The sequence below is a fragment of the Mesorhizobium sp. ES1-1 genome, from assembly GCF_020164785.1.
Classification (GTDB): Bacteria; Pseudomonadota; Alphaproteobacteria; order Rhizobiales; family Rhizobiaceae; genus Mesorhizobium.
Map to the genome: position 1 here is coordinate 69,943 of NZ_JAIUGX010000015.1, position 18,919 is coordinate 88,861.

The 18,919-nt window shown below is 62.4% G+C and carries 23 protein-coding genes; 2 read left to right on the forward strand and 21 right to left on the reverse strand.

Features of this window, described 5'->3' with window-relative positions; all coding sequences use genetic code 11:
* Positions 1–14 precede the first annotated feature (14 nt).
* The 21 genes from LB513_RS22785 to LB513_RS22885 form a co-directional block, all read right to left on the reverse strand.
* The gene (locus LB513_RS22785; protein WP_092958007.1) at positions 15–2,003 is read right to left on the reverse strand and encodes a conjugal transfer protein TraG; all 1,989 of its coding nucleotides are present in this window, start codon (positions 2,001–2,003) and stop codon (positions 15–17) included.
* A 154-nt stretch (positions 2,004–2,157) separates the two neighbouring features.
* Entirely contained in the window at positions 2,158–3,057 is a 900-nt protein-coding gene (locus LB513_RS22790; RefSeq protein WP_166016017.1) for a LysR family transcriptional regulator, read from the reverse strand.
* A gap of 368 nt (positions 3,058–3,425) precedes the next feature.
* Positions 3,426–3,722, reverse strand: coding sequence for a DUF3817 domain-containing protein (locus tag LB513_RS22795; RefSeq protein WP_092958003.1), 297 nt, complete (start codon positions 3,720–3,722; stop codon positions 3,426–3,428).
* A gap of 55 nt (positions 3,723–3,777) precedes the next feature.
* On the reverse strand, positions 3,778–4,689 hold the full coding sequence (locus LB513_RS22800; protein ID WP_175485315.1) for a cation transporter: 912 nt from the start codon (positions 4,687–4,689) through the stop codon (positions 3,778–3,780).
* Between the two features lie 43 nt (positions 4,690–4,732).
* Positions 4,733–4,951: a hypothetical protein gene (locus LB513_RS22805; RefSeq protein ID WP_092957999.1), complete on the reverse strand. Its 219-nt coding sequence runs from the start codon at positions 4,949–4,951 to the stop codon at positions 4,733–4,735.
* 29 nt (positions 4,952–4,980) lie between these two features.
* A complete protein-coding gene (locus LB513_RS22810) occupies positions 4,981–6,045 on the reverse strand; it encodes a hypothetical protein (protein ID WP_092957997.1) in 1,065 nt (354 codons plus the stop codon).
* A gap of 4 nt (positions 6,046–6,049) precedes the next feature.
* Positions 6,050–6,607, reverse strand: a complete 558-nt coding sequence (locus tag LB513_RS22815) for a TetR/AcrR family transcriptional regulator (protein WP_092957995.1) — start codon at positions 6,605–6,607, stop codon at positions 6,050–6,052.
* Between the two features lie 13 nt (positions 6,608–6,620).
* Positions 6,621–8,129, reverse strand: coding sequence for an MFS transporter (locus LB513_RS22820; RefSeq protein WP_224665768.1), 1,509 nt, complete (start codon positions 8,127–8,129; stop codon positions 6,621–6,623).
* Between the two features lie 346 nt (positions 8,130–8,475).
* A complete protein-coding gene (locus LB513_RS25270; RefSeq protein ID WP_092957991.1) occupies positions 8,476–10,548 on the reverse strand; it encodes a relaxase/mobilization nuclease domain-containing protein in 2,073 nt (690 codons plus the stop codon).
* A 313-nt stretch (positions 10,549–10,861) separates the two neighbouring features.
* Positions 10,862–11,572, reverse strand: coding sequence for a lytic transglycosylase domain-containing protein (locus LB513_RS22830; RefSeq protein WP_092957989.1), 711 nt, complete (start codon positions 11,570–11,572; stop codon positions 10,862–10,864).
* 4 nt (positions 11,573–11,576) lie between these two features.
* Positions 11,577–11,912, reverse strand: coding sequence for a DUF736 domain-containing protein (locus tag LB513_RS22835; RefSeq protein WP_092957987.1), 336 nt, complete (start codon positions 11,910–11,912; stop codon positions 11,577–11,579).
* A gap of 35 nt (positions 11,913–11,947) precedes the next feature.
* Positions 11,948–12,493 (reverse strand): S26 family signal peptidase, encoded by a 546-nt coding sequence (locus LB513_RS22840; RefSeq protein WP_175485314.1) that lies wholly within the window; start codon positions 12,491–12,493, stop codon positions 11,948–11,950.
* Positions 12,490–13,008, reverse strand: coding sequence for a DUF2840 domain-containing protein (locus LB513_RS22845; protein WP_092957983.1), 519 nt, complete (start codon positions 13,006–13,008; stop codon positions 12,490–12,492). The genes LB513_RS22840 and LB513_RS22845 overlap by 4 nt, the downstream gene beginning before the upstream one ends.
* The gene (locus tag LB513_RS22850) at positions 13,005–13,259 is read right to left on the reverse strand and encodes a hypothetical protein (RefSeq protein ID WP_092957981.1); all 255 of its coding nucleotides are present in this window, start codon (positions 13,257–13,259) and stop codon (positions 13,005–13,007) included. Before LB513_RS22850 ends, LB513_RS22845 begins: the two co-directional genes overlap by 4 nt.
* Positions 13,256–13,909 (reverse strand): ParA family partition ATPase, encoded by a 654-nt coding sequence (gene parA / locus LB513_RS22855; protein WP_092957979.1) that lies wholly within the window; start codon positions 13,907–13,909, stop codon positions 13,256–13,258. Before parA ends, LB513_RS22850 begins: the two co-directional genes overlap by 4 nt.
* Entirely contained in the window at positions 13,906–15,051 is a 1,146-nt protein-coding gene (locus LB513_RS22860; protein ID WP_092957977.1) for a replication initiator protein A, read from the reverse strand. The genes parA and LB513_RS22860 overlap by 4 nt, the downstream gene beginning before the upstream one ends.
* 19 nt (positions 15,052–15,070) lie before the next feature.
* Positions 15,071–15,352 (reverse strand): helix-turn-helix transcriptional regulator, encoded by a 282-nt coding sequence (locus tag LB513_RS22865; protein WP_010336149.1) that lies wholly within the window; start codon positions 15,350–15,352, stop codon positions 15,071–15,073.
* 136 nt (positions 15,353–15,488) lie between these two features.
* The gene (locus tag LB513_RS22870) at positions 15,489–15,992 is read right to left on the reverse strand and encodes a DUF2285 domain-containing protein (protein WP_224665769.1); all 504 of its coding nucleotides are present in this window, start codon (positions 15,990–15,992) and stop codon (positions 15,489–15,491) included.
* Complete coding sequence (locus LB513_RS22875; protein WP_224665770.1) at positions 15,931–16,254, reverse strand: transcriptional regulator domain-containing protein; 324 nt, start codon at positions 16,252–16,254, stop codon at positions 15,931–15,933. The genes LB513_RS22870 and LB513_RS22875 overlap by 62 nt, the downstream gene beginning before the upstream one ends.
* 128 nt (positions 16,255–16,382) lie before the next feature.
* Positions 16,383–16,658 (reverse strand): DNA -binding domain-containing protein, encoded by a 276-nt coding sequence (locus LB513_RS22880; protein WP_092958128.1) that lies wholly within the window; start codon positions 16,656–16,658, stop codon positions 16,383–16,385.
* A 60-nt stretch (positions 16,659–16,718) separates the two neighbouring features.
* Positions 16,719–16,985: a helix-turn-helix domain-containing protein gene (locus tag LB513_RS22885; RefSeq protein WP_092957970.1), complete on the reverse strand. Its 267-nt coding sequence runs from the start codon at positions 16,983–16,985 to the stop codon at positions 16,719–16,721.
* 319 nt (positions 16,986–17,304) lie between these two features.
* Between LB513_RS22885 and LB513_RS22890 the strand changes: the two genes are divergently transcribed.
* Complete coding sequence (locus LB513_RS22890; protein WP_092957968.1) at positions 17,305–17,625, forward strand: helix-turn-helix domain-containing protein; 321 nt, start codon at positions 17,305–17,307, stop codon at positions 17,623–17,625.
* The gene (locus tag LB513_RS22895) at positions 17,603–18,844 is read left to right on the forward strand and encodes a type II toxin-antitoxin system HipA family toxin (RefSeq protein WP_092957965.1); all 1,242 of its coding nucleotides are present in this window, start codon (positions 17,603–17,605) and stop codon (positions 18,842–18,844) included. The genes LB513_RS22890 and LB513_RS22895 overlap by 23 nt, the downstream gene beginning before the upstream one ends.
* The last annotated feature ends 75 nt before the right edge of the window (positions 18,845–18,919 follow it).

An 18,919-nucleotide genomic window follows, 5' to 3' on the forward strand; every position in this document is an offset into this window, starting at 1 on the left:
GCCTGTCTCCGTTCTCAAAGCTCGATGCCGTCATTTGGGTCAAGCGACGCCTGCCGCGCGACCATGCGCATCCGTTGGCGCATGGCACGGGCCTTGGCGGCATCGACATCTGGCTCATCATCAAGAAAATCGAACTCCTGCGATGGTGGCGGAGGTGGCGGGATGATTTCCTCATGCTCCGGCAGTTCCGGTTCACGACGGATACCGGCATTGGCCGGATCGTCATCGGATGTATCTGAGGCGGGTCCATTGCCGCTCGCAGCCGCGACAATGCGGCTCGTCCAGTCATCTGGCGCCGATGTGGTGATTTTCACCGGCTGCTTGCGCAGATCGGGCGGTGACATCACCCTCTCCTGAAACCGCGCATCAGCATAGTAGCGTGCCTTGGCAGCACGGATCGGCGGCGTCCCCGCCACCATGACGATCTCGTCGGTGGGCGGAAGCTGCATGATTTCGCCGGGCGTCAGCAATGGCCGCGCAGTTTCCTGCCGCGACACCATGAGATGCCCCAGCCATGGCGCGAGGCGATGGCCGGCATAGTTGGTGGAATCGCGCATTTCCGTAGCCGTGCCGAGCGCATCACTGATCCGTTTGGCGGTGCGTTCATCGTTGGCCGCAAAGGCCACGCGCACATGGCAATTATCGAGAATGGCGTTGTTTTGCCCATAGGCGCGCTCGATCTGGTTGAGCGATTGGGCGATCAGGAACGCTTTCAGGCCGTAGCCGGCCATAAAGGCCAACGCCGATTCAAAGAAATCCAGCCGCCCCAGTGCCGGAAACTCATCGAGCATCAACAGGAGGCGATGCCGCTTGCCGGAAGTTTCCAGTTCCTCGGTAAGCCGCCGCCCGACCTGATTGAGGATGAGGCGGATCAGCGGCTTGGTGCGGTTGATGTCCGAGGGTGGCACGACGAGATAGAGGCTGACCGGTTCCTTCGCTCCGACCAGATCGGCGATGCGCCAGTCGCAGCGTTGAGTCACGCGGGCCACAACCGGGTCTCGATAAAGACCGAGAAACGACATAGCAGTGGACAGCACCCCAGACCGTTCGTTCTCTGATTTGTTCAAAAGCTCCCGCGCAGACGAGGCAATGACGGGATGCACACCGGCTTCGCCCAGATGCGGCGTGTCCATCATCGCGCGTAAGGTCGCCTCGACGGGACGGCGAGGATCGGACAGGAAATTGGCGACGCCTGCCAGTGTCTTTTCCTTCTCGGCATAGAGAACATGCAGGATCGCGCCGACGAGCAGGCTGTGGCTGGTCTTTTCCCAATGGTTGCGTTTGTCGAGGCTTCCCTCGGGATCAACGAGAATGTCCGCGATGTTCTGAACATCACGGATTTCCCATTCTCCCTGCCGCACTTCCAGAAGCGGATTGTAAGCTGCCGAATGCACATTGGTTGGATCGAACAGAAGGGCGCGGCCATGACGGGACCGGAAGCCTGCGGTCAGATTCCAGTTCTCGCCCTTGATGTCATGGACAATACAGCTTCCCGGCCAGGTCAACAGCGTCGGCACAACGAGGCCCACGCCTTTGCCGGATCGGGTTGGCGCAAAGCACAGCACATGCTCAGGGCCGTCATGACGAAGATAATCCTTGCTGTGCCGCCCCAAAACGACGCCATCGGGGCCCAGCAATCCGGCGGCATGGATTTCCTTATCCTCGGCCCATCGCGCCGAACCGTAGGTGGCGACATTGCGGGCTTCCCGTGCCCGGATGATCGACATGAGGAAGGCGGCGGCTATGGCAAGAACTGCCCCGGACGTGGCGATGAACGCGCCTTCGGTAAAGATGCCCGGCGCATAGGCGTCATAGGAAAACCACCACCAGAAGAAGGCCGGTGGATAATAGAACGGCCATCCGGCAACTTCGAACCAGGGGTTGCCGAGCTGGGGCTGGAAGCCGAGCCGGAAAGCCACCCATTGCGTTGCAGCCCAGACCATCACCACGACGATGGTGAACACGACAATGATCTGGCCCCAGAGTATTCGGCCTCCACGCATACAGGCTCCAATCGACAAGAGAGACGGAGCCGATCAGAGAATGGTCGTTTTCGCGTGGTGCAATAGCAAAGGTGTGGCCGTCGGCCTGCAGAATACAATCGGCGGCAAATCGGATGGGTGACGACGGCACTATTCCGGCACCGTTAACAGTGGGCTATCGCGAATCAGATTTCGGGCGTAAGCGGCCCATTTCCGTTGCTAGGGTGAGCAGGCTCAAAAGTGTAGGGTTTCGGTTTCGGGGCGACCAAACGGCCGAAAACGGGATAGTTTCGGGCTCATCGCGGATCGGCAGGAAAGCAACATTCGCCATGCTGGATGTCGCACCGTCCGCGACGAAGAGCGAAATACCGTGTCCGGCAGCGACCATGGAGAGCAGCGCGCTGCGACCGACATCGAAGCGGAGTATTGTCGGCACCGGCCACTTCCCGGCTGCGCGCGTCACGATCAGATCATGGACCTGCGGGCCGGTGCCACCATAACGGACAAGGAAGATTTCCGCCGAAAGCTGTCGCCATTCGACATCGGCTTGTGTCGCTAAGTGATGACCGACTGGCAGCGCCGCCATGAGGTAGTCTCGCCAGACTACACGGGAATGCAGGTCGGGGATTTCGTGTGTGCAGGCCATAAAGGCGGTATCGAGCCGGCCTTCGCGGATCATGAGTTGCGCGTCTCGCGCCGTTCCTTCGGTGATGCGCAGGCGGACGCACGGATGCTCGCTGCGGAACCGCCCTAGCAGCTGGTCTAGGAAACAGCCTTGCGTCAGGGCATGGAGTCCGATGTGAAGCTCGCCTTCCTCGCCACGTGCCGGCATCCCGGCGGTCTTGATTGCGCGGTCCAAGATGCCCATGGCGTCATCGACCTGATCGACGAAGCGGCGTCCGGCTTCGGTCAGGCGGACGCCGCGCGTGTTGCGGTCGAAGAGGATGACGCCGAGTTCAGCCTCCAGCGCCTTGATCCGCGCGCTCACACTCGATTGACTGGTCCCGAGCGCCTGCGCCGCACGATGGAAGCTGAGATATTCCGCGACAGCGAGGGCTTGGACGAGGGCTACCATCGGTATGCGTACGCTGGAAAGCGTCAGCGGGGCATCCGGTGGCCGATATCGTTGCTGACGCCTCCGCATTCCTACCTCTTTACTGTTTCAAACTGCCTCGCTGCGGGTGGCGCGAGACTGAGAATGCCCGCTATAGCCAGAACGAGACCGATCCAGAGAGGAGAGATAAGCCCATATCCGGCTTGAATCCCGAGACCTCCTGCCCAAGCGCCGAATGCGCGACCGATATTGATGACCGAGACATGGACGGCGTTGACCAGCGGTCCGGCTGGAACTGCTCGCATCACCCGCGCGACCAGCCCCGGACCGATGGCCGGCGCAGCGGCATCAGTGCCGGTAGTATGATGGGCGGGAAACCCCATCAGCGATCACGCATGTGCCGAGAGCGCTTTGCGCTTCAGCATGGGGTCATTGAGGAAGGTACCGAACGGGATCAGCGATGCGAGGAAAGTTCGCGTCCACTCCCACGCGGTGAAGCCCTTTCCCCACATGCCCGGCACGAGGAAGAGCATATAGGCAAGGAAAGCATGGCCATGACCCCAGCCGGCAAGCGGCATGATCGCTTCGTTCCCGGCGAGATATTTGAGCGGCATTGCGATTAGGAACAAGATGAGCGTGGTGATACCTTCGATGACGGCAATGCCGCGGAATAGTTGAAGTCGCATGTTTGTCTCGAAATCCTGTTCTTGAATTGGGTCGTTGGGGCCATTGCCGTCTCCCTCAGGTTAGCGGCTCTGTCGGCAGATAGGTGAAGATGAGAACCGCCCGGACCGCCTGCCGCTCACGCGCGAACTGCCCGGCCAGCTTTTCCCGGTAATCGTCAGCGGCGTGGGCATCCAGATCGACATCGGGTCGGAGTTGCGCCTGCGCCATGATCTCCCAGGTTCGGCCGATCCGAACCGTGCGGATGTCCAAGGCAGTTAGCGGCAGATCGGCAAGAACGGCGCGAACCTTGCCCTCCAGCGGCTCGACCTCGGCCGCCGGCGGCGAGACATAGATGAGCTCCGACAGAGCGCCTTTGCCGAGCGAATAAGGAATGCCGACCGTCAGAACGACCAGCGCCAGCGTCAGCACCGGGTCGACGTAGCGGGCCGCGGCCTGATAGCCATTCGCGTGAAGCCCATAGGCGACCAGAAACGCCAGCAACGCGCCGAGGGCAGTCAAGGCGTCGATCATGCGCGCGGCCAGGTCGCCCTGGACCAACGGGCTGTCGACGTGGCGATAACGGATCCAGACATAGGCCGCCATGCCCATGGTGATCGAAGCCGAGAGAAACGCGAACAGGACCGCGCCGCCGAACTCGATGTCCGTGCCGCCGGCAAAGAGGCTCGAGACCGCATACCAGACCGACAACATGGAGACGCCGGCAATCAGCAGGCTCTTGATCAGGTTGACCAGCGGTTCGAGCGGCGCATAGCCGAACGGGAACCGCCGGCTCGCGCCCTGATGCAGGAGCCGTCCCACTCTATAGGTAAAAGCCCCGGTGACGAGATAGACCAGCCCGAAAAACCCATCGAGCAGGATGGCCTGTGAGCCGGTCAGCGGCGCTGCGATCAACGCCAGCGCTGACACGATTACGCCTGTGATGATCGGGAGCCGAAGCACCTTCAGTTCAAGTTCACTATCCGTCATTCCCATCCCGATATTATTGGCATCCTCGTCCGTTGAGGGCTGTTCATCGTTTCCTGCTGCGCCACCAGATGACCGCGCCTATCGCAATCATCAGGCAGCCGAAGGCGACAAGGACCGGATAGAAGCCGTCGAGGCCGCTGGTTCGCCACTTGAGCAGTTGGGCGAAAGCCAGCAGAACCGAGCCACAGCCAGCCCAGTTCAAGGCCAGCGGTATGCCTTCCTGCCTGCGCTGCCTCTCGTCCGGTCGCTTGCTTCTTTCCATCTTCCTTGCCCTTAAGGCGTCGCCTCGTCCTATTCCGAGATTGCCGCATCTGACGGCACACCTTCGCGCGCATAGGCCCCGAGAGGCCGGAACCGGAACATCGGCGCGGGAAGCGCTGACACGGTGGTGAAGCCCGGGGCGGCGTTGATGACGTCAGGGATGCGGTTCACCACGGTCGCGCTGGTGGTGACAATGTCGTGCCGGTCCTGCATGAAGACGCTCACGCCCGAGCTCCCCTCGATGTCCCATGCCGCGTGATTTGAATCGCCTTCTTCGCGCAGCTTGCTGATGAAACGGGCCGAAAGCGTCACGCCTTCCACTGTGTTGAGGCGCAGGCAGGTATCGAGGCCCGAAAGATGCCCCGCCCTGACCTCGATCCCGGCTTCTTCCGACCGGAAGGCTTTGCGCGCGATGACAGGCTCCACAGTCGTGACGGCGTCGATGACGGTCAGACCGAATCTATGGGCCATGTCGTGGAGAGGCCCGATGAAGACCCCGGCGAAGGGCGATGCGAAGCCCGGATCGAATTCTTCCGGCGCCTTGCCGATGCACAGGCCTTCGGCGATCCAGTCGCCATAACTGTCCACGAGTGCAACGCTTCGGCCATGAATACCTGTGACGCTCTCGGCCGCACCGGACAGCAGCACCGGCATATTGTCCCAGAACACATCCTGGACGCCGGTCCCCAATATCGTTTTGCCCCGCGCCACGGCGAGCTCGTGCAAGGCGCGCGCCTCGCTCGACGCCTTGTCGACCCACGGGAAGTAGGCATCTCCGGCGATGGTGATGACGTCGGTATCGTTCTCAAGGCACAGCTTCACCGTCGGGTAGATGTCCCTGATGCCGTTCTGGGTGGAGACGATCGCGATATCCGCCGCCCCGCCAGCAAACGCCGCTTCAGCGTCGGGTATGACGCTCACACCGATATCGGGCCGGCCAAGCACGGCGCCGACGTCCAGACCGCGGAACTGGAAGGCATCGACCGCCGCGACGATCCGGACCTCCCGGTCCAGAAGGATTTCGACGATCTTGCGTCCGGTGACGCCCAGCCCAAAGACGACTGCCGTAAGCGGCTTGTGGGTGCGGTCAGTCATTGCGTCACTCTCCTTCGACGGGGTTCGACTCCTGCTCGGCCATCGCCACGAGGCGACGGCAGATGCGGTCCTTGAGCTTTCCGGGAAGCGGCCGCGATGACAGCGCCTCATGCGCCCATAGACCGTCGGCCGCCAGGCGCGCGATGAACCGCAACAGCGCAGCTTCGTCTTCGGTCTCGGGAACAGGCGGCGCCCAGCGGTCGATCACATCCTGCCAGAGCTCGCCGAGCCGGGCATCACCCGCGCTTTCCAGCATCATTATGAGCTCGGCCCGATCGGCGGCCTGCGCGCAGGTCTGCACATAGGCCGCGTATCGCTGCGCCGACGTTGCGGCGGCGGCTTTCTTTCCTGCCGCCTTCGCCATCGCCTTTTCCCAGCCTTCGGCCAGATGCTTGTGGGTCGAAAAGATCAGCTCTTCCCGCGATGGAAAGTGGTAGATCAGCCCGCCTCGCGTCAGCTTCGCCTCTTCCGCGACAGCATCGAAGGTGACAGCGGTGACCCCATCACGCTGAATGATGGCGACGACTGCATCGAGGATCTGCGTGCGCTTGCTCGTTCGCATCGGGTCATCCCTCTCAGTGCGAGGAATAGATTGAGGATTGCGACCCCGGCCCATAGTTGCGCAGCAGCACGGCAGTAACGAGAGCACCCACAGCCAGCACCACAGCGACCACATACATCACGGTCAGATAGCCGCGATCAAAAGCCTGACTCGCCGCATCGATGATCGCCTGGCCATCAGGCCCAGCTTCCGCCGCCAATGCGAGCGCACCGCCCATACTCTCGCGCACAGCCTCCGGCGCTCCTACCGGCATCACGATGCTGAAGGTGTAGATCGCAGAGAGAAGACTGCCGAGGAACGCGACGGCCAGCAGGCTGCCGAACTCGTAGGACAGCTCCTCGACCGACGAGGCCATGCCCGCCCGATGCACCGGCGCATTGCCGACGATCGCCGTCGAGGCCACCGACATGGCCGCGCCAACACCAGCGCCAGTGAGAACCATGCCGACGATCAGCCACCCAAGGCCATGGGTGACGCCCCAGGTCGCCAGCACGACAGCCAGCGATGCGGCTGCAAGACCACCCGCGATCAGAATGCGCAAGCCGATCTTGTGCAGGAACGCACCGCCAAGCATCGCTGTCGGCAGGGAGCCGAGCGCAGCCGCCGAATCCAGCAGCCCTGCCTCGAGCGGCGAAAAGCCGGCAACAAGCTGGAAGCGCTGCGTGGTAACAAGCTGAATGCCGCCGATCGCGAACATGGCGAAGGCCGCTGCCATCACGCCCGACGAGAAGGCGGCGTTACGGAAGATCGAGAAGTCGAGCAGCGGGAAGGTCAGGCGCGACTGGCGGCGCACGAAGAGGATGCTCGCCACCACCGCCACAACGAAAGCACCGGCCGGCACGAGCCACGATTGTCCGGCATGCGCCGATTCCTTGATCGCGATGACCAGAGCCAACAGCGCCACGAGCGCTTGCAGCGAGGAGATCAAATCCCATGGCTTGCTATGGTCGGTCTCACCCTTCGGCGCGACGATCAGAGTCGAGAGGAACGCAACAATGACCACCGGCACGTTGATCAGAAAAACCGATCCCCACCAGAAATGCTCCAGCAGGAAGCCGCCGACGATCGGGCCGAGCGCGCTGCCGACGACCGACAGCGATCCCCAGATCGCAATGGCGATGTTCCGCTCGCGCTCATCTATGAAGGTTACGCGGATCAAAGCCAACGTCGCCGGCATCATCGCCGCCGCGCCGACGGCAAGAAACGCCCGGGCCGCAATCAGGATGTTGGCCGACGGCGAGAAGGCCGCGACCAGCGAAGCGATGCCGAACAGCACCAGGCCAATCAGGAACATCTGCCGATGGCCGATGCGGTCGCCCAGTGTCCCTGTACCGAGCAGCAGGCCCGCCATCACCAGCGGATAGGCATTGATGATCCAGAGGCCCTGCGTCTGAGAGGCGTGAAGCTCCCGCGTTAGCGTCGGCAGCGCCGTATAGAGAACCGAGTTGTCGAGGGTGATTAGCAGCAGACCGGCGGCGACGGTCACAAGCAGCACCCACCTGTTGGAATGCGAGGTGGTCATGGGTTAGCCATCCTGTTTGAATAGCCATAACTATACAAACATGTTTGCAATGTTTCAAGCCCAATTTGTTTTGTGCGCTACCTCGCCCTGAATGATGCAAATGGCGCCTTTCGGACTGAGTGTTCCGCAGCAAAAGTAGCGAGAGGGGAGACGGGATTTTCGTGACGGGTTTGAAGTATAAGGGCTCTCCACGCCGTCGCGGAGAATACCCCAACGGCTACTCCTGCTCTGAAAATCACCTTATCTTCCTGCACGACATTCCCTTCAGCGAATGGCGTAGTTGAGCATGTTAAGATCGGGCCGGTTGCTGCTGGTCTTCGCGATGATGGCGCCCGGCTAGCAGTGACTACAATCCCAATGCCCGCTGCCTCCCAAGCTGCCACGACACCGATCCGCCCTGCACGATGCCCATCACCTCACGCCCGAGCTGGCGATCGATAACCGGCCGCCATGGGACAAGGGTGAACTCGTGGCTCTTTTCGACAATGGCAAACTTGCCGCTCGATAGCTGCGCGGTCCCGGTGAACTTTCCGCTGACATTCTCGCCATCGGTAGCCGCACGGAACGGCAATCCCTTGTTCCCTGCCATCTCCGCACCGACGCGGGCCACTTCCCGTTCGCGCAGATTGGCGAGCAGGTTTCGCCGATAGAGGATGCGTCCGTTCTGCTGACGCGTGGCATCGCCCTGTGCGATATGATGCTCACGCCGCTGGTCCATAGCCTCGCGCACCTGCTGACCGAACCCTGCGGGGGTAATGTCCGAAGCGTCCGGCGTCACCAGTCTCCGGTCCAGCCAGGTCGCACCATCGGCGCCGATCTGCTTTTCCAGATCGAAGGTCGAGACGACACGGATGCTGGCCTGCCGGTTGCGACCGGCATCATAGGCGGTGGCGCGGTTCTCGAAGTCATCGGGGATGCGCCACTGGTCAGCGTCAATCCGCTCGGCAATCCCGGCCCGGCGTAGCGACTCCAATCGCCGGACATGGGCATCGACATAGCCCTCATAATCGCCACCCGGCACACGTCCCTCGAACTTCGCCTGTTCGAGGTGGCGGCTCGGGCGATAAATACCATTTTCCGAGATCGCAGCGATGGTGCGATCAGAGGGACGTTGTGCTGTATCGGCGGGACCGACTTCCACGATGCTGCCGATCCGGGCATCTTCGACGCGGGCCGGATCAATGCCGGGAAGATGATGTGTTCGCCCGTCGATGCCGTCCACCACGAGCGTAAGGTTCTCACCCATCTCGTCGGTAAGATATTTGTCCACGACGCGGCCGGTGATGGGGGCCACGGGTGCTGCATCGTGAAGCTGGAAGGTCATCGGATCACGCTCCTGCCCATCGGCCTTCAGCGTCTTGTGCATGTTGCGGATGATGTCACCGCGCTCACCGAGCTCACGCAGCGCCGGTTCCATCTTCGCGCCAAGCTCCCAGACGCCGGGTGCATGTTCCGTAGCCAGCCCCATCTTTTCCAGCTTGGCGAGACGGCGCAGGCGAAGAGCGCGGTTGAACTGGCGGCGCGTGTCATCGGGTTCATGGCGCAGATCGAGGAACCGTTCATCGGCCTCCTCGGTCATTGCCCGGTCGATGCGCGTGAAGCGGTCCTGGTCGATTTCGGCAGACAGCTTGCGGCTCTGCTCGATCTCGGTCACGGGGCCGAGTTCCAGCGTGGTCAGTTCGCTCGCCCGCTCACGAATACCATTGGCGAGATAGTCGCCATTGATAACCAGGTTCTCGCCCAGATCGTCCTTACCCCGAACGATGACATGGACATGGGGATGGCCGGTATTGTGGTGATTGACCGCCACCCAATCGAGTTTCGTGCCAAGGTCAGCCTCGATGCGGCTCATCAGATCGCGGGTGTGTTCGGTGAGGTCGGAAAGATCGGCGGCATCTTCGGGCGAAACGATGAAGCGGAACTGGTGGCGATCATCCTTGCCGCGATCAAGGAACGCATCTCCATCGGCGCGGTCCACAGTGGCGGAATAAAGCTGGCCACGTTCACCATCGCGCGAGGTGCCGTCGCGCTGGATGTAGCGCAGATGGGCAGCACCTTTGCCATTCTTCCCCGCGCTCAGGACGTACCGGGTTTTGACGACGACGCGGCGCACTCCGGCCGCACTGTGACGCCAACCGCCCGACAGGGTTCGGGCGCGGACAAAGGCCGCGCCGCGGCCGCGCTTGACGCCCGGACCTTTGCCAGCCCGCGATGCCTTCCCGCTCTTTCCGGCCGAACCAGATGAAGGCGACGAGGACGTCCGTAATGCGAATGATGATGATCTGCCGGAGCTGTTGCTATGCTGACGCGCCAGCTTCTTCGCCTGCGTCAGAAAGCTCTTCGCCTTGCCCGCCTTCGGCACGTCGGATTTGATCCGACCTGGCTTGGGACGAAAGCGGTTCTCGTCGTCGGCGCTCATGGGCGCATCCCATGCCGTTTAGGCACACAAACGGCAGATATTCGGTTAGAGTGCCGGTCAAAAACCAGCAAAGCCAAGGCTTTGCGCCATATCGCAGCACGCGAGGCCCAAAAGCAGGGTGCCGTGCGCCGCGCCCCAAAACAGTGTGCAGACAAAGGCTTGCCGAGAAACAGGCCCGACAGGGTGCCGGTTTCCTTTATCTTGCCCTCCGCCTTTCCTTCCCTTTTTGCCTTTCCTGCCGGGAATACTGCCAGGCGCCCCCAAGCCTGACTGCACACCGGAAATGGACCGAACGAGCGCGAAAACGCCATGCTCATGGCTTGTCGCCATCGCCCGCAAGGGCCACGAATATGCCGCTGTCCTGCAGCTCCTGAACTGCGGGATCGCGCAGAGAAACGGTTGCGTGGATGTCGCCCGACGGCTGATTTGCCGCTGCTGAAATGCCGCCGGATTGCGCAACGAAGAGCGGGGCTTCGCGCCAATCCGGTGGTGGTGGCGGCACGATTGTCGGCACATCGGGCGCAGTCGCATGCCCAAGAAGCGGCGCGAGCGTGGCGACATAGGCGCGCGTTTCTGCGGGCAAAACGCGGCCCGTCGCCAGATGCTCGTCATAGCGACCGGGACCGGCATTGTAGGCGGCAAGCATGGCCGCAACATTGCCGTAGCGGTTCCACATCTCGCGCAGATACGCCGTGCCTGCGAGGATGTTATCGCGCGGATCGTAAGGGTCGCGCCCGAGACCATGGCGGCGGCGCAGGCCCGCCCAGGTATCGGGCATGACCTGCATCAGTCCCATCGCGCCCGCCGAGGAAATTGCGCGCACATCGCCCGCACTCTCCACGCGCAGCACGGCCCGAATCCAGTGCTCTGGAATGCCGAAGCGCTGTGACGCCTCGGCAATGAAAGCAGCATGGGGATGCGCGGTGACAGGCGCGGGTTGCGGCGTGATCTGCGCGATGGCCGGCATCGAGCCGCTGCCAGCCGTCAGCAGGGCCGTGAAGAGAAGGAGGGCGCAGGATCGCATGATCTCAGTCCCAATCTTCGCGGGGTTTTGGACGGCTCCAGTGTAGCGACCATGACGAGCCTGCATCGTCATCGCGGAACAGGTTGGCGCGGATCGGCTGCGGCAAGGCGGGATCGTCAAGCAGTACCGAGAGATATTCGCCAGCCTTTTCGCCGGTGCGTTTCCATGCAGCACCGACCTCCGGCCCGTCATGTTCAATGAAATGGACGCGATAGTCCGGCGCATTCTCCGCATCGGAATGTTCGGCGGGCACGATGACGAGATCGCGCTTCATGATGAGCGTGACGAGCTGACCGGCGAAGCCGGATGCGTCACGCGCGAATTGACCGATCTGTGGCATGGTATGTCTCCTGTGTTGGTGGATTTGGCGTGAGTTCAATGCGTGACCGCCCGCCATTCGTAGCGGCCATCGCCTTCCTCATCGGTCCAGAGCGGAAGCGCCCGGCCGATGACGGAACTGGCGGGAACAGGTCCGAAGTAACGGCCGTCGAGGCTGTCCCGGATGTCCCAATTCATGAGGAAGAGTTCACCGTCGCTGATGATGCGGCAGCCCTGCCAGACCGGCAGATCGCGGCCCATGCGGTCGCGCTCCAGCGCGTCCCCCATCTCGACACTATCGACGGTAATGGTCGCACCGCTGCGGCAGACGCGCTGCCCCGGCAGGCCGAGGACACGCTTCAGCAACGGTACGCCGTGTCCGATATAGCCACGCTCAACCATGAACCGCTCCAGCGGTTCGGACGGCATGATGGCGACCAGTTCGGGAACTTCGAGCGCATCGGCGGGAGCAACTGTGTAGAAGCCGATGGGCGCGCTGGCGGTTGCATTCCAGATCAGCCGGGTTGGAAGATCGGCAACAGCCGTGGCGACAAGCGTGCCGACCGCCAGCATAGACACAGCGAGGATATGACGGCGGCTCATGGTGCGATCCTCCGGCGGCTGATCCATGCGGCATGGCGCTCCGGGGTGTAGGGATTGGGTTCCTGGCCGGCGCTCAAACGGTTGTGGACGTGCCGCCAATGTTCCGGCGCAACATCCGCCGGATCGACGCCAAGCGCGTCCACGGCATCAATCAGGGCCAACACCCGCTGGACTGGTCGCCAGCCGTCGATACGCAGCAGGATTTCACCGCCAGGACGAACGAAGGGAACGGTCTGGTACGGTTCGCCACGCCCGACAGCGCGCAGGATGTCGAGCCGCGAAACGATGGTGCCGTAATCGTTGGAGGCCCAACGGACGAAGGCGAAGATGCTTTCGGGCGCAAAACCGATCAGACTGCGGCGGCGGTCGATGATCTGCTCGAACCTCTTCCGGCCGAAGCGTATCCAGCGCTCGACCTTCTTCTTCTGGAAGGTCAGTTCGACCATTGTGGTGAACGGTGCGGGCCCGTCCGGCCGCAGAGCTTCATGCGCAGCGCGCACGGTTTTGCCGGTCATGGCTGATCTCCTTCGGTGGGTGGAAACTCGCGGACCAGCAGCTCGCGCAGCATCACGGCGACGGTGACGCCGCGCCGGAAAGCGGCAACCTTGATGCGCCCCCGCAGTTCAGGCGTGATGTCGATGGTCAGGCGGGCGGTGAACGCCTCCGTCGCTGTATTGCCGATTGCCGGCACATCGGCGGCTCTGACCCAGCTATCGGGATTGCCCGGACGCGATGCGAAGCCGGATTTGACGGGCGGACGTGTCATGGTACGATTTTCCCGATACCGAGGCCGTCGATCTCGGCCGCCAGCGCTGTGACCTCTTGTGCGGCCCGTTCGCCGCCATCGGTCTCGGAGACCAGTCGCCCGGTCTGTGCGGCTTCTGCGAAGGCGACACGCTGGCCGATCGTCGTGGCCAGCAAGGGCGGATCATGGTCCGCCAGTGTCTCGGCCGTTTCGCGGGCGATGACGGTGCGCGCCCCGCATCGGTTCAGCAGAAAGCGGGCGGCAAGCTCGGGGCGATAGATGCGTGCTTCGTTCAGAAGCGCCAGCATCTCGGCCGAGGCCCAGCCGTCGAAGGGCGATGGCTGCACCGGGATCAGCACCAGATCGGCTGCAAGCAGCGCAGAGCGCATCAGACCGGCGACACGGGGCGGACCATCGATGACGACATGATCGGCGTCACGCGCCAGCTCCGGCGCTTCCCGGTGCAGCGTATCGCGGGCCAGGCCGATGACGCTGAACAGCCTTGGCAGCCCTTCATGGCCACGCCGCTGCGACCAGTCGAGTGCGGAGCCTTGCGGATCGGCATCGATCAGGATGACCCGCTTGCCTTGCGCAGCCCAGGCTCCGGCGAGATGCAGCGCCAGCGTGCTCTTGCCCACGCCGCCTTTCTGATTGAGGAGCGCGACGATCATCGCCGTCCCCCAGGCTTGCCACGAGGAAGTTCAGGCGTGTTCGCTGGCGCGATCGTTCCTGGGTTTGCGTGTGTCAGCTTGCCTTTGCGGACACCCGATTTCAGCGTCGCGCCAGCCTTCGCGATGAGCTTTTCCACATCGCGCCGCCGCTCTTCAAAGTTAGATTCTGTGTTAGACTCTAAGTTAAGGGCGCGATTTTCGCTTTCGTTACCGAAGGATAGGAGCGGTTTGGGTTCCCGATAGCACGAGCCGCCGGTTCCTGATGGCACGATAGTCCGGGTTCCCGATAGCACGAGGCTATCCACAGGTTTTCCACAGGCCGAAACAGGCTCGAAAGCGAGCAGCATCCGGCCGCCGGTTTCGACCTCGGCGAACAGGGTGTAGCCGGGCAGTGGCTGGCGGCGGATAATGTCGCGCAGCTCGAAGGCGAAGCGCTTGAACGGCGACAGACTTCCCGATTTCTGGTGCAGGTGACGGAAGTCGAACCGCCAACCGTTTTTCTGCCGCCCACCATGCTTGCGCACCAGGCGATAGAGCCAGCGATCCAGCCCGCCGGTCAGATTGAAATAGGCCCGGTCGATGGTGAGGATCAGGGCGTCATCCAGAACCGCACTGTAGAACCAGTCGGGCACGATCATCTCGATGCCGTCCAGGCGGCCATTCGCATCGGTCCGCTCATGCCATTCGTTGATCCACGAAAAGCGATGCCGCCGTCCGTTCGCGCGCTGGCGGATCGAGGTCGCAACCGTGGTCGATTGCAGGCGGTCCAGCGCCGCTTTCAGACGCTGATAGTCCCTCAGGGAGGTTCCCCGCCCGGTGAATGTAAGGATTTCATACGGCGTTGCCGCCATCAGGCGCGACGTGCGCAGACCGGCATCCCGCGCTTCAACAATCTGACTGGCCGCCCAGATCAGAATATCGGCGTCCCAGATCGTCGCCATGCCGTGATCGGGAACAGCTTCGACACGGATCGAAACACTGCCAAGCTCGAAATCAATCGGGCGTGTGCGGTGCGATTTGGAAAGGGAAAAGAAGGGATAGGCCATGAGATCCTGCGCGTCTCGTGGAGCGAATTCACCGGGAAGCGCTCGAAACAGATCGAGTTGTCCGCGTTCCGAGGCGGATGGATACGGGGGCGCCATCAGGGGCTGACAGCCACGTTCAGCGCGTGATGCGCTTGGGCGAGGTGAACGCGGTCGGCGGCAGAGGTTTCGCCGGGAGAACCTGTCCGCGTGGGTCCGACGTGGAGGTGACCGATCCGCGCGCAACCCAGGCTGCGAGATCCTCGACCGAATAGACAACGCGGCCGCCGAGCTTGTGATAGGCAGGTCCGGTTCCGTAGGTTCTGTGCTTTTCCAGCGTGCGCGCGGACAGGCTGAGGAAATCGGCGGCTTCCTTGGTGCGCAGGTAGCGTGGCGGCAAGGCGGCGAGATCAGGTCGCATGGGGTGGCCTCCGTGGTTGTGCAGGATGCCGCTGACGATCAACGGCATGACATGCGCACGGTGGCGAAGGCGCGGTGGCATGGGGGATGAGGAAGATCGAAGGGGTAAAATCCTCACCCTCGATCAGACGTCATCGTCAGGGTTTGCGACGATGGCGCAAAAGGTCCAGATAACCGCCGTCGATCAGCGCGGCGGCAGATCGGACAAGGGCGATGACAGAGGCGCGCAAAGCCGATGTCTTCCACGGTTCGGCCCGAACGCGCGCCTCTCCGTAGATGGCGATGGCAATCTCACGATAAGTCGCGTGGTTGGCGTTTCCGTCGGCGGCTTGCATCATCAGACGGAACCGCCGGCGCTGATACGGCGTCATCCTGGGGTCGCGGCGCGCGGGTTTCCCGGCCAGCATGTGCCAGAGCCTGAGAATGGCTTCGAGCCGATCCGGCAGATTTTGGTCAAGTGGCAGGATGATCGCCGGCTGCGAATTGGCGTCGGTGTCGGCGAGGATCAGGTATTGAACGCCGTCGCTGGCGTCACAGGCACCATATGTCCCCTCTGGTCCGCAGATGGCATCAGCAAGATCAACCGATAAGGCGGACGGAGAAGGCGGAAGAAAATCGGGCGCTGCCCCGAGCATCAGCATGTCCGGATTGGCAACAGGCGACCAGATGACCGGTTGGTCGAGCGCGGAAAAGCCGGGGTCTGCCGGGAAATCGCAACCCCCAGCGATGTTGGGCGTCATCCGCAAAGGGAAGATGCCCGGCGCCTTGCGCTACAAGATCATCGAAACTGGCCCGATAGGACGCGTTACGGCGCAGGCATTCCCAGGCGACGCCCTCAACGGGCAGCGCATCGTAGAATTCATACTGGTCCTGGTCTCGCCAGCGGGATGTATCCGGCTTCATTGCTCCGCTCCTGGTTGAAACTGCACAGGTGGAGCGTGAAAGAATTGCGGCGCCTCTACCGGGATGGAAGCCGGAACAAAGACAGGGGGTGATGCTCTCAGGGCATCACTGGTGCGACGGCGGCGAGGTCAGGTCCGATCTGTCGGATGACGCAGCAACTGGCGATAGCCGCTCTGTGTCATCCAGCGCGCCCGTGCCAGATGGCTGTCATGGACTTGTCTGGCGCGTTCGGGTTCCTGAACAGGGTCAATTCCGAACAGCACATTGACGACTTCGGTCCATTCGGCCCCATCATCGGTGGCATCGAGCAGCCGCATGTAGAGCTTGACATGCGCCCGATCATATTCGGTCAGTTCGTCGCTAACAGGCGCGATGTTGTCGAAGGGGGGAACCGGGGATATCATGTCGAAGGACACCACAGGACACAGGTCGCGATCGCAGATCGATGATGCCGCCCGCGTCGGTCAGGCGTCGTGGATCTGTCGGTGTCTCTTCTCGTCTTCCCCATGAACCAGCAATACTCCTTGCCCGCGATCCGTGGACAGGAGAACGATCCCTGCTGCTTCAAGCGCCCTACGCACCTGATCACGCGTTGTCTCATACACCTCGAGCCGGTTCTCGGACTCGAGGCGCTTCAGAGCAGTCAGCGATATTCGGGCCTTGTCAGCGAGCGTCTCCTGCGTCCAACCCAGCAACGCGCGTGCGGCCCGCGACTGTCGAGCGGTGATCATGCATGATCACCTCCCATCGCGACCGGCGCGCATTCCAGAACTACGGCTATTTTAGTCGCCTTCGCCCGATACGCCATACGAAATCGTCGAATCTGGCCAGGGCGTTATCTGCACGGCTGAGCAGGCAGCCCGACTGATTCGCCTGTACGCCGCAATTGCAGCAATTGTGCTGGCCGTAACGCCGACTAGCGCAAGATGATCCCCAAACGCTCCATGGGAAATGATTGTGATATGTTTGGGGATCATTTTCTTTGTGTTTTGCGCTGGATATGATACCCATCCAGATCAGTGCAGCAAAAATGATCCGTAAAGGCATCACATGAAGGCGGAAGAAGAAACACTGAGGCTGATCGGCGACCATTTTCGCCGCGCGCGTCTTACAGCGGGGTTGACCCAGGAGCAGGTGGCCGATCTTGCGGGCATTTCGCGCCCGCGCTACCGCGACATCGAGACGGGGGCGGCGGCTGCGCGCACCACGACATTGATCAACATTGCCAGGGCGCTTGGGCTGGAAATGATGCTGGTCCCGCAGGCAATGGTGCCCGCCATCGAGGCGCTTTTGCGCCCCGAGGCCGAGGATGATCATCCGGCCTTCAGCCCGCAACCGGAGAGCGACGATGACAGCCGTCCGTACCGCTGAGACCATCACCGCGCTGGACGTGTTCCTGAACAGTGCGAAGGTTGGCACGATCGTCAGGACGCCGGGTGATTTCAACGCCTTCAGCCTTGATCCGGCCTATCGCGCGACCGGCGGCATTCCGGTTCTGAGCCTGTCGCTGCGCGCGGCATCAGGGGGCTTGCGCAAGGATCCGCGACCCGTCGCAGGCAGCCTGCCGCCCTTCTTTGCCAACCTGCTGCCCGAAGACCGGCTGCGCGAGGCGATGGAAAAGCACCATGCGGGTAATGTCCGGCCGGGGAATGATTTCGATCTCCTGGCCACCCTTGGTGCGGATTTGCCGGGGGCCGTTCGGGTGCTGCCCAGTGACGGTCAACCCGGCATCGGGGCGGCGCCAACCCAAGGACGGCCCAAGGCCCGCTTCTCGCTGGCAGGCGTGCAAATGAAGCTCTCGGTGATGAAGAACACCGGCAAGGGCGGCGGGCTGACCTTGCCGCTCGGGGATGACGAGGGCCAATATATTGCGAAATTCCCCTCGACCGCCTTTCCGGGCGTGTCGGAGAACGAGTTCGTGAACCTCGCGCTTGCCGAAGCCATCGGCATGGATGTGCCCGAGCGGGAACTGGTCAGCCGAGACCAGTTCGAGGGCATTCCCGAAGAGTTTGAAACACTTGCCGAGGGGCTGGTCCTGCTCGTGCGACGTTTTGATCGCGGGGCAGACGGGCAGCGCATCCATATCGAGGATTTCGCGCAGGTTTTCGGCCTGTACCCGGCGCGCAAATATGATGGCGCCGCCTGCCACGACATCGCCTCTGTGCTGAATGTTGCGATCTCGCCGTTCGCGGCACTGGATTTTGTCCGGCGGCTGACCTTCTCGGTGGTCATGGGCAATGGCGACATGCATCTCAAGAACTGGTCGCTGATCTATCCGGGGGCTGGCGACACGCCCGCGCTTGCCCCGGTCTACGACATGCTTTCGACCGTTCCCTATATTCCGGCCGATGGGCTGGCACTGTCACTCGGCGGGGAGCGAGCCTTCAAGGGCCTGACCCCGGCCCGCTGGAAGGCCTTCGCCAACAGGGCACGGCTTCCTGAGCCCGCTGTCCTCAAGGCGGTTGTCGAAACGGTGCGGCGGATCGATGCAAAATGGTGGACGCTGCCGGAGCGCGAAGTGGTCCCGTCGTCCGTGCTGGAACGCATCGACGCCCACGTGAAAACCATGGTTCCGATCCTGAGCGAATGATCCGTGCCAGACACGGCAGGGCGCGGTGGCGTGACGAATTTCCCGCGGGCACGGGAAAAGCCCCGACCTTGCGGT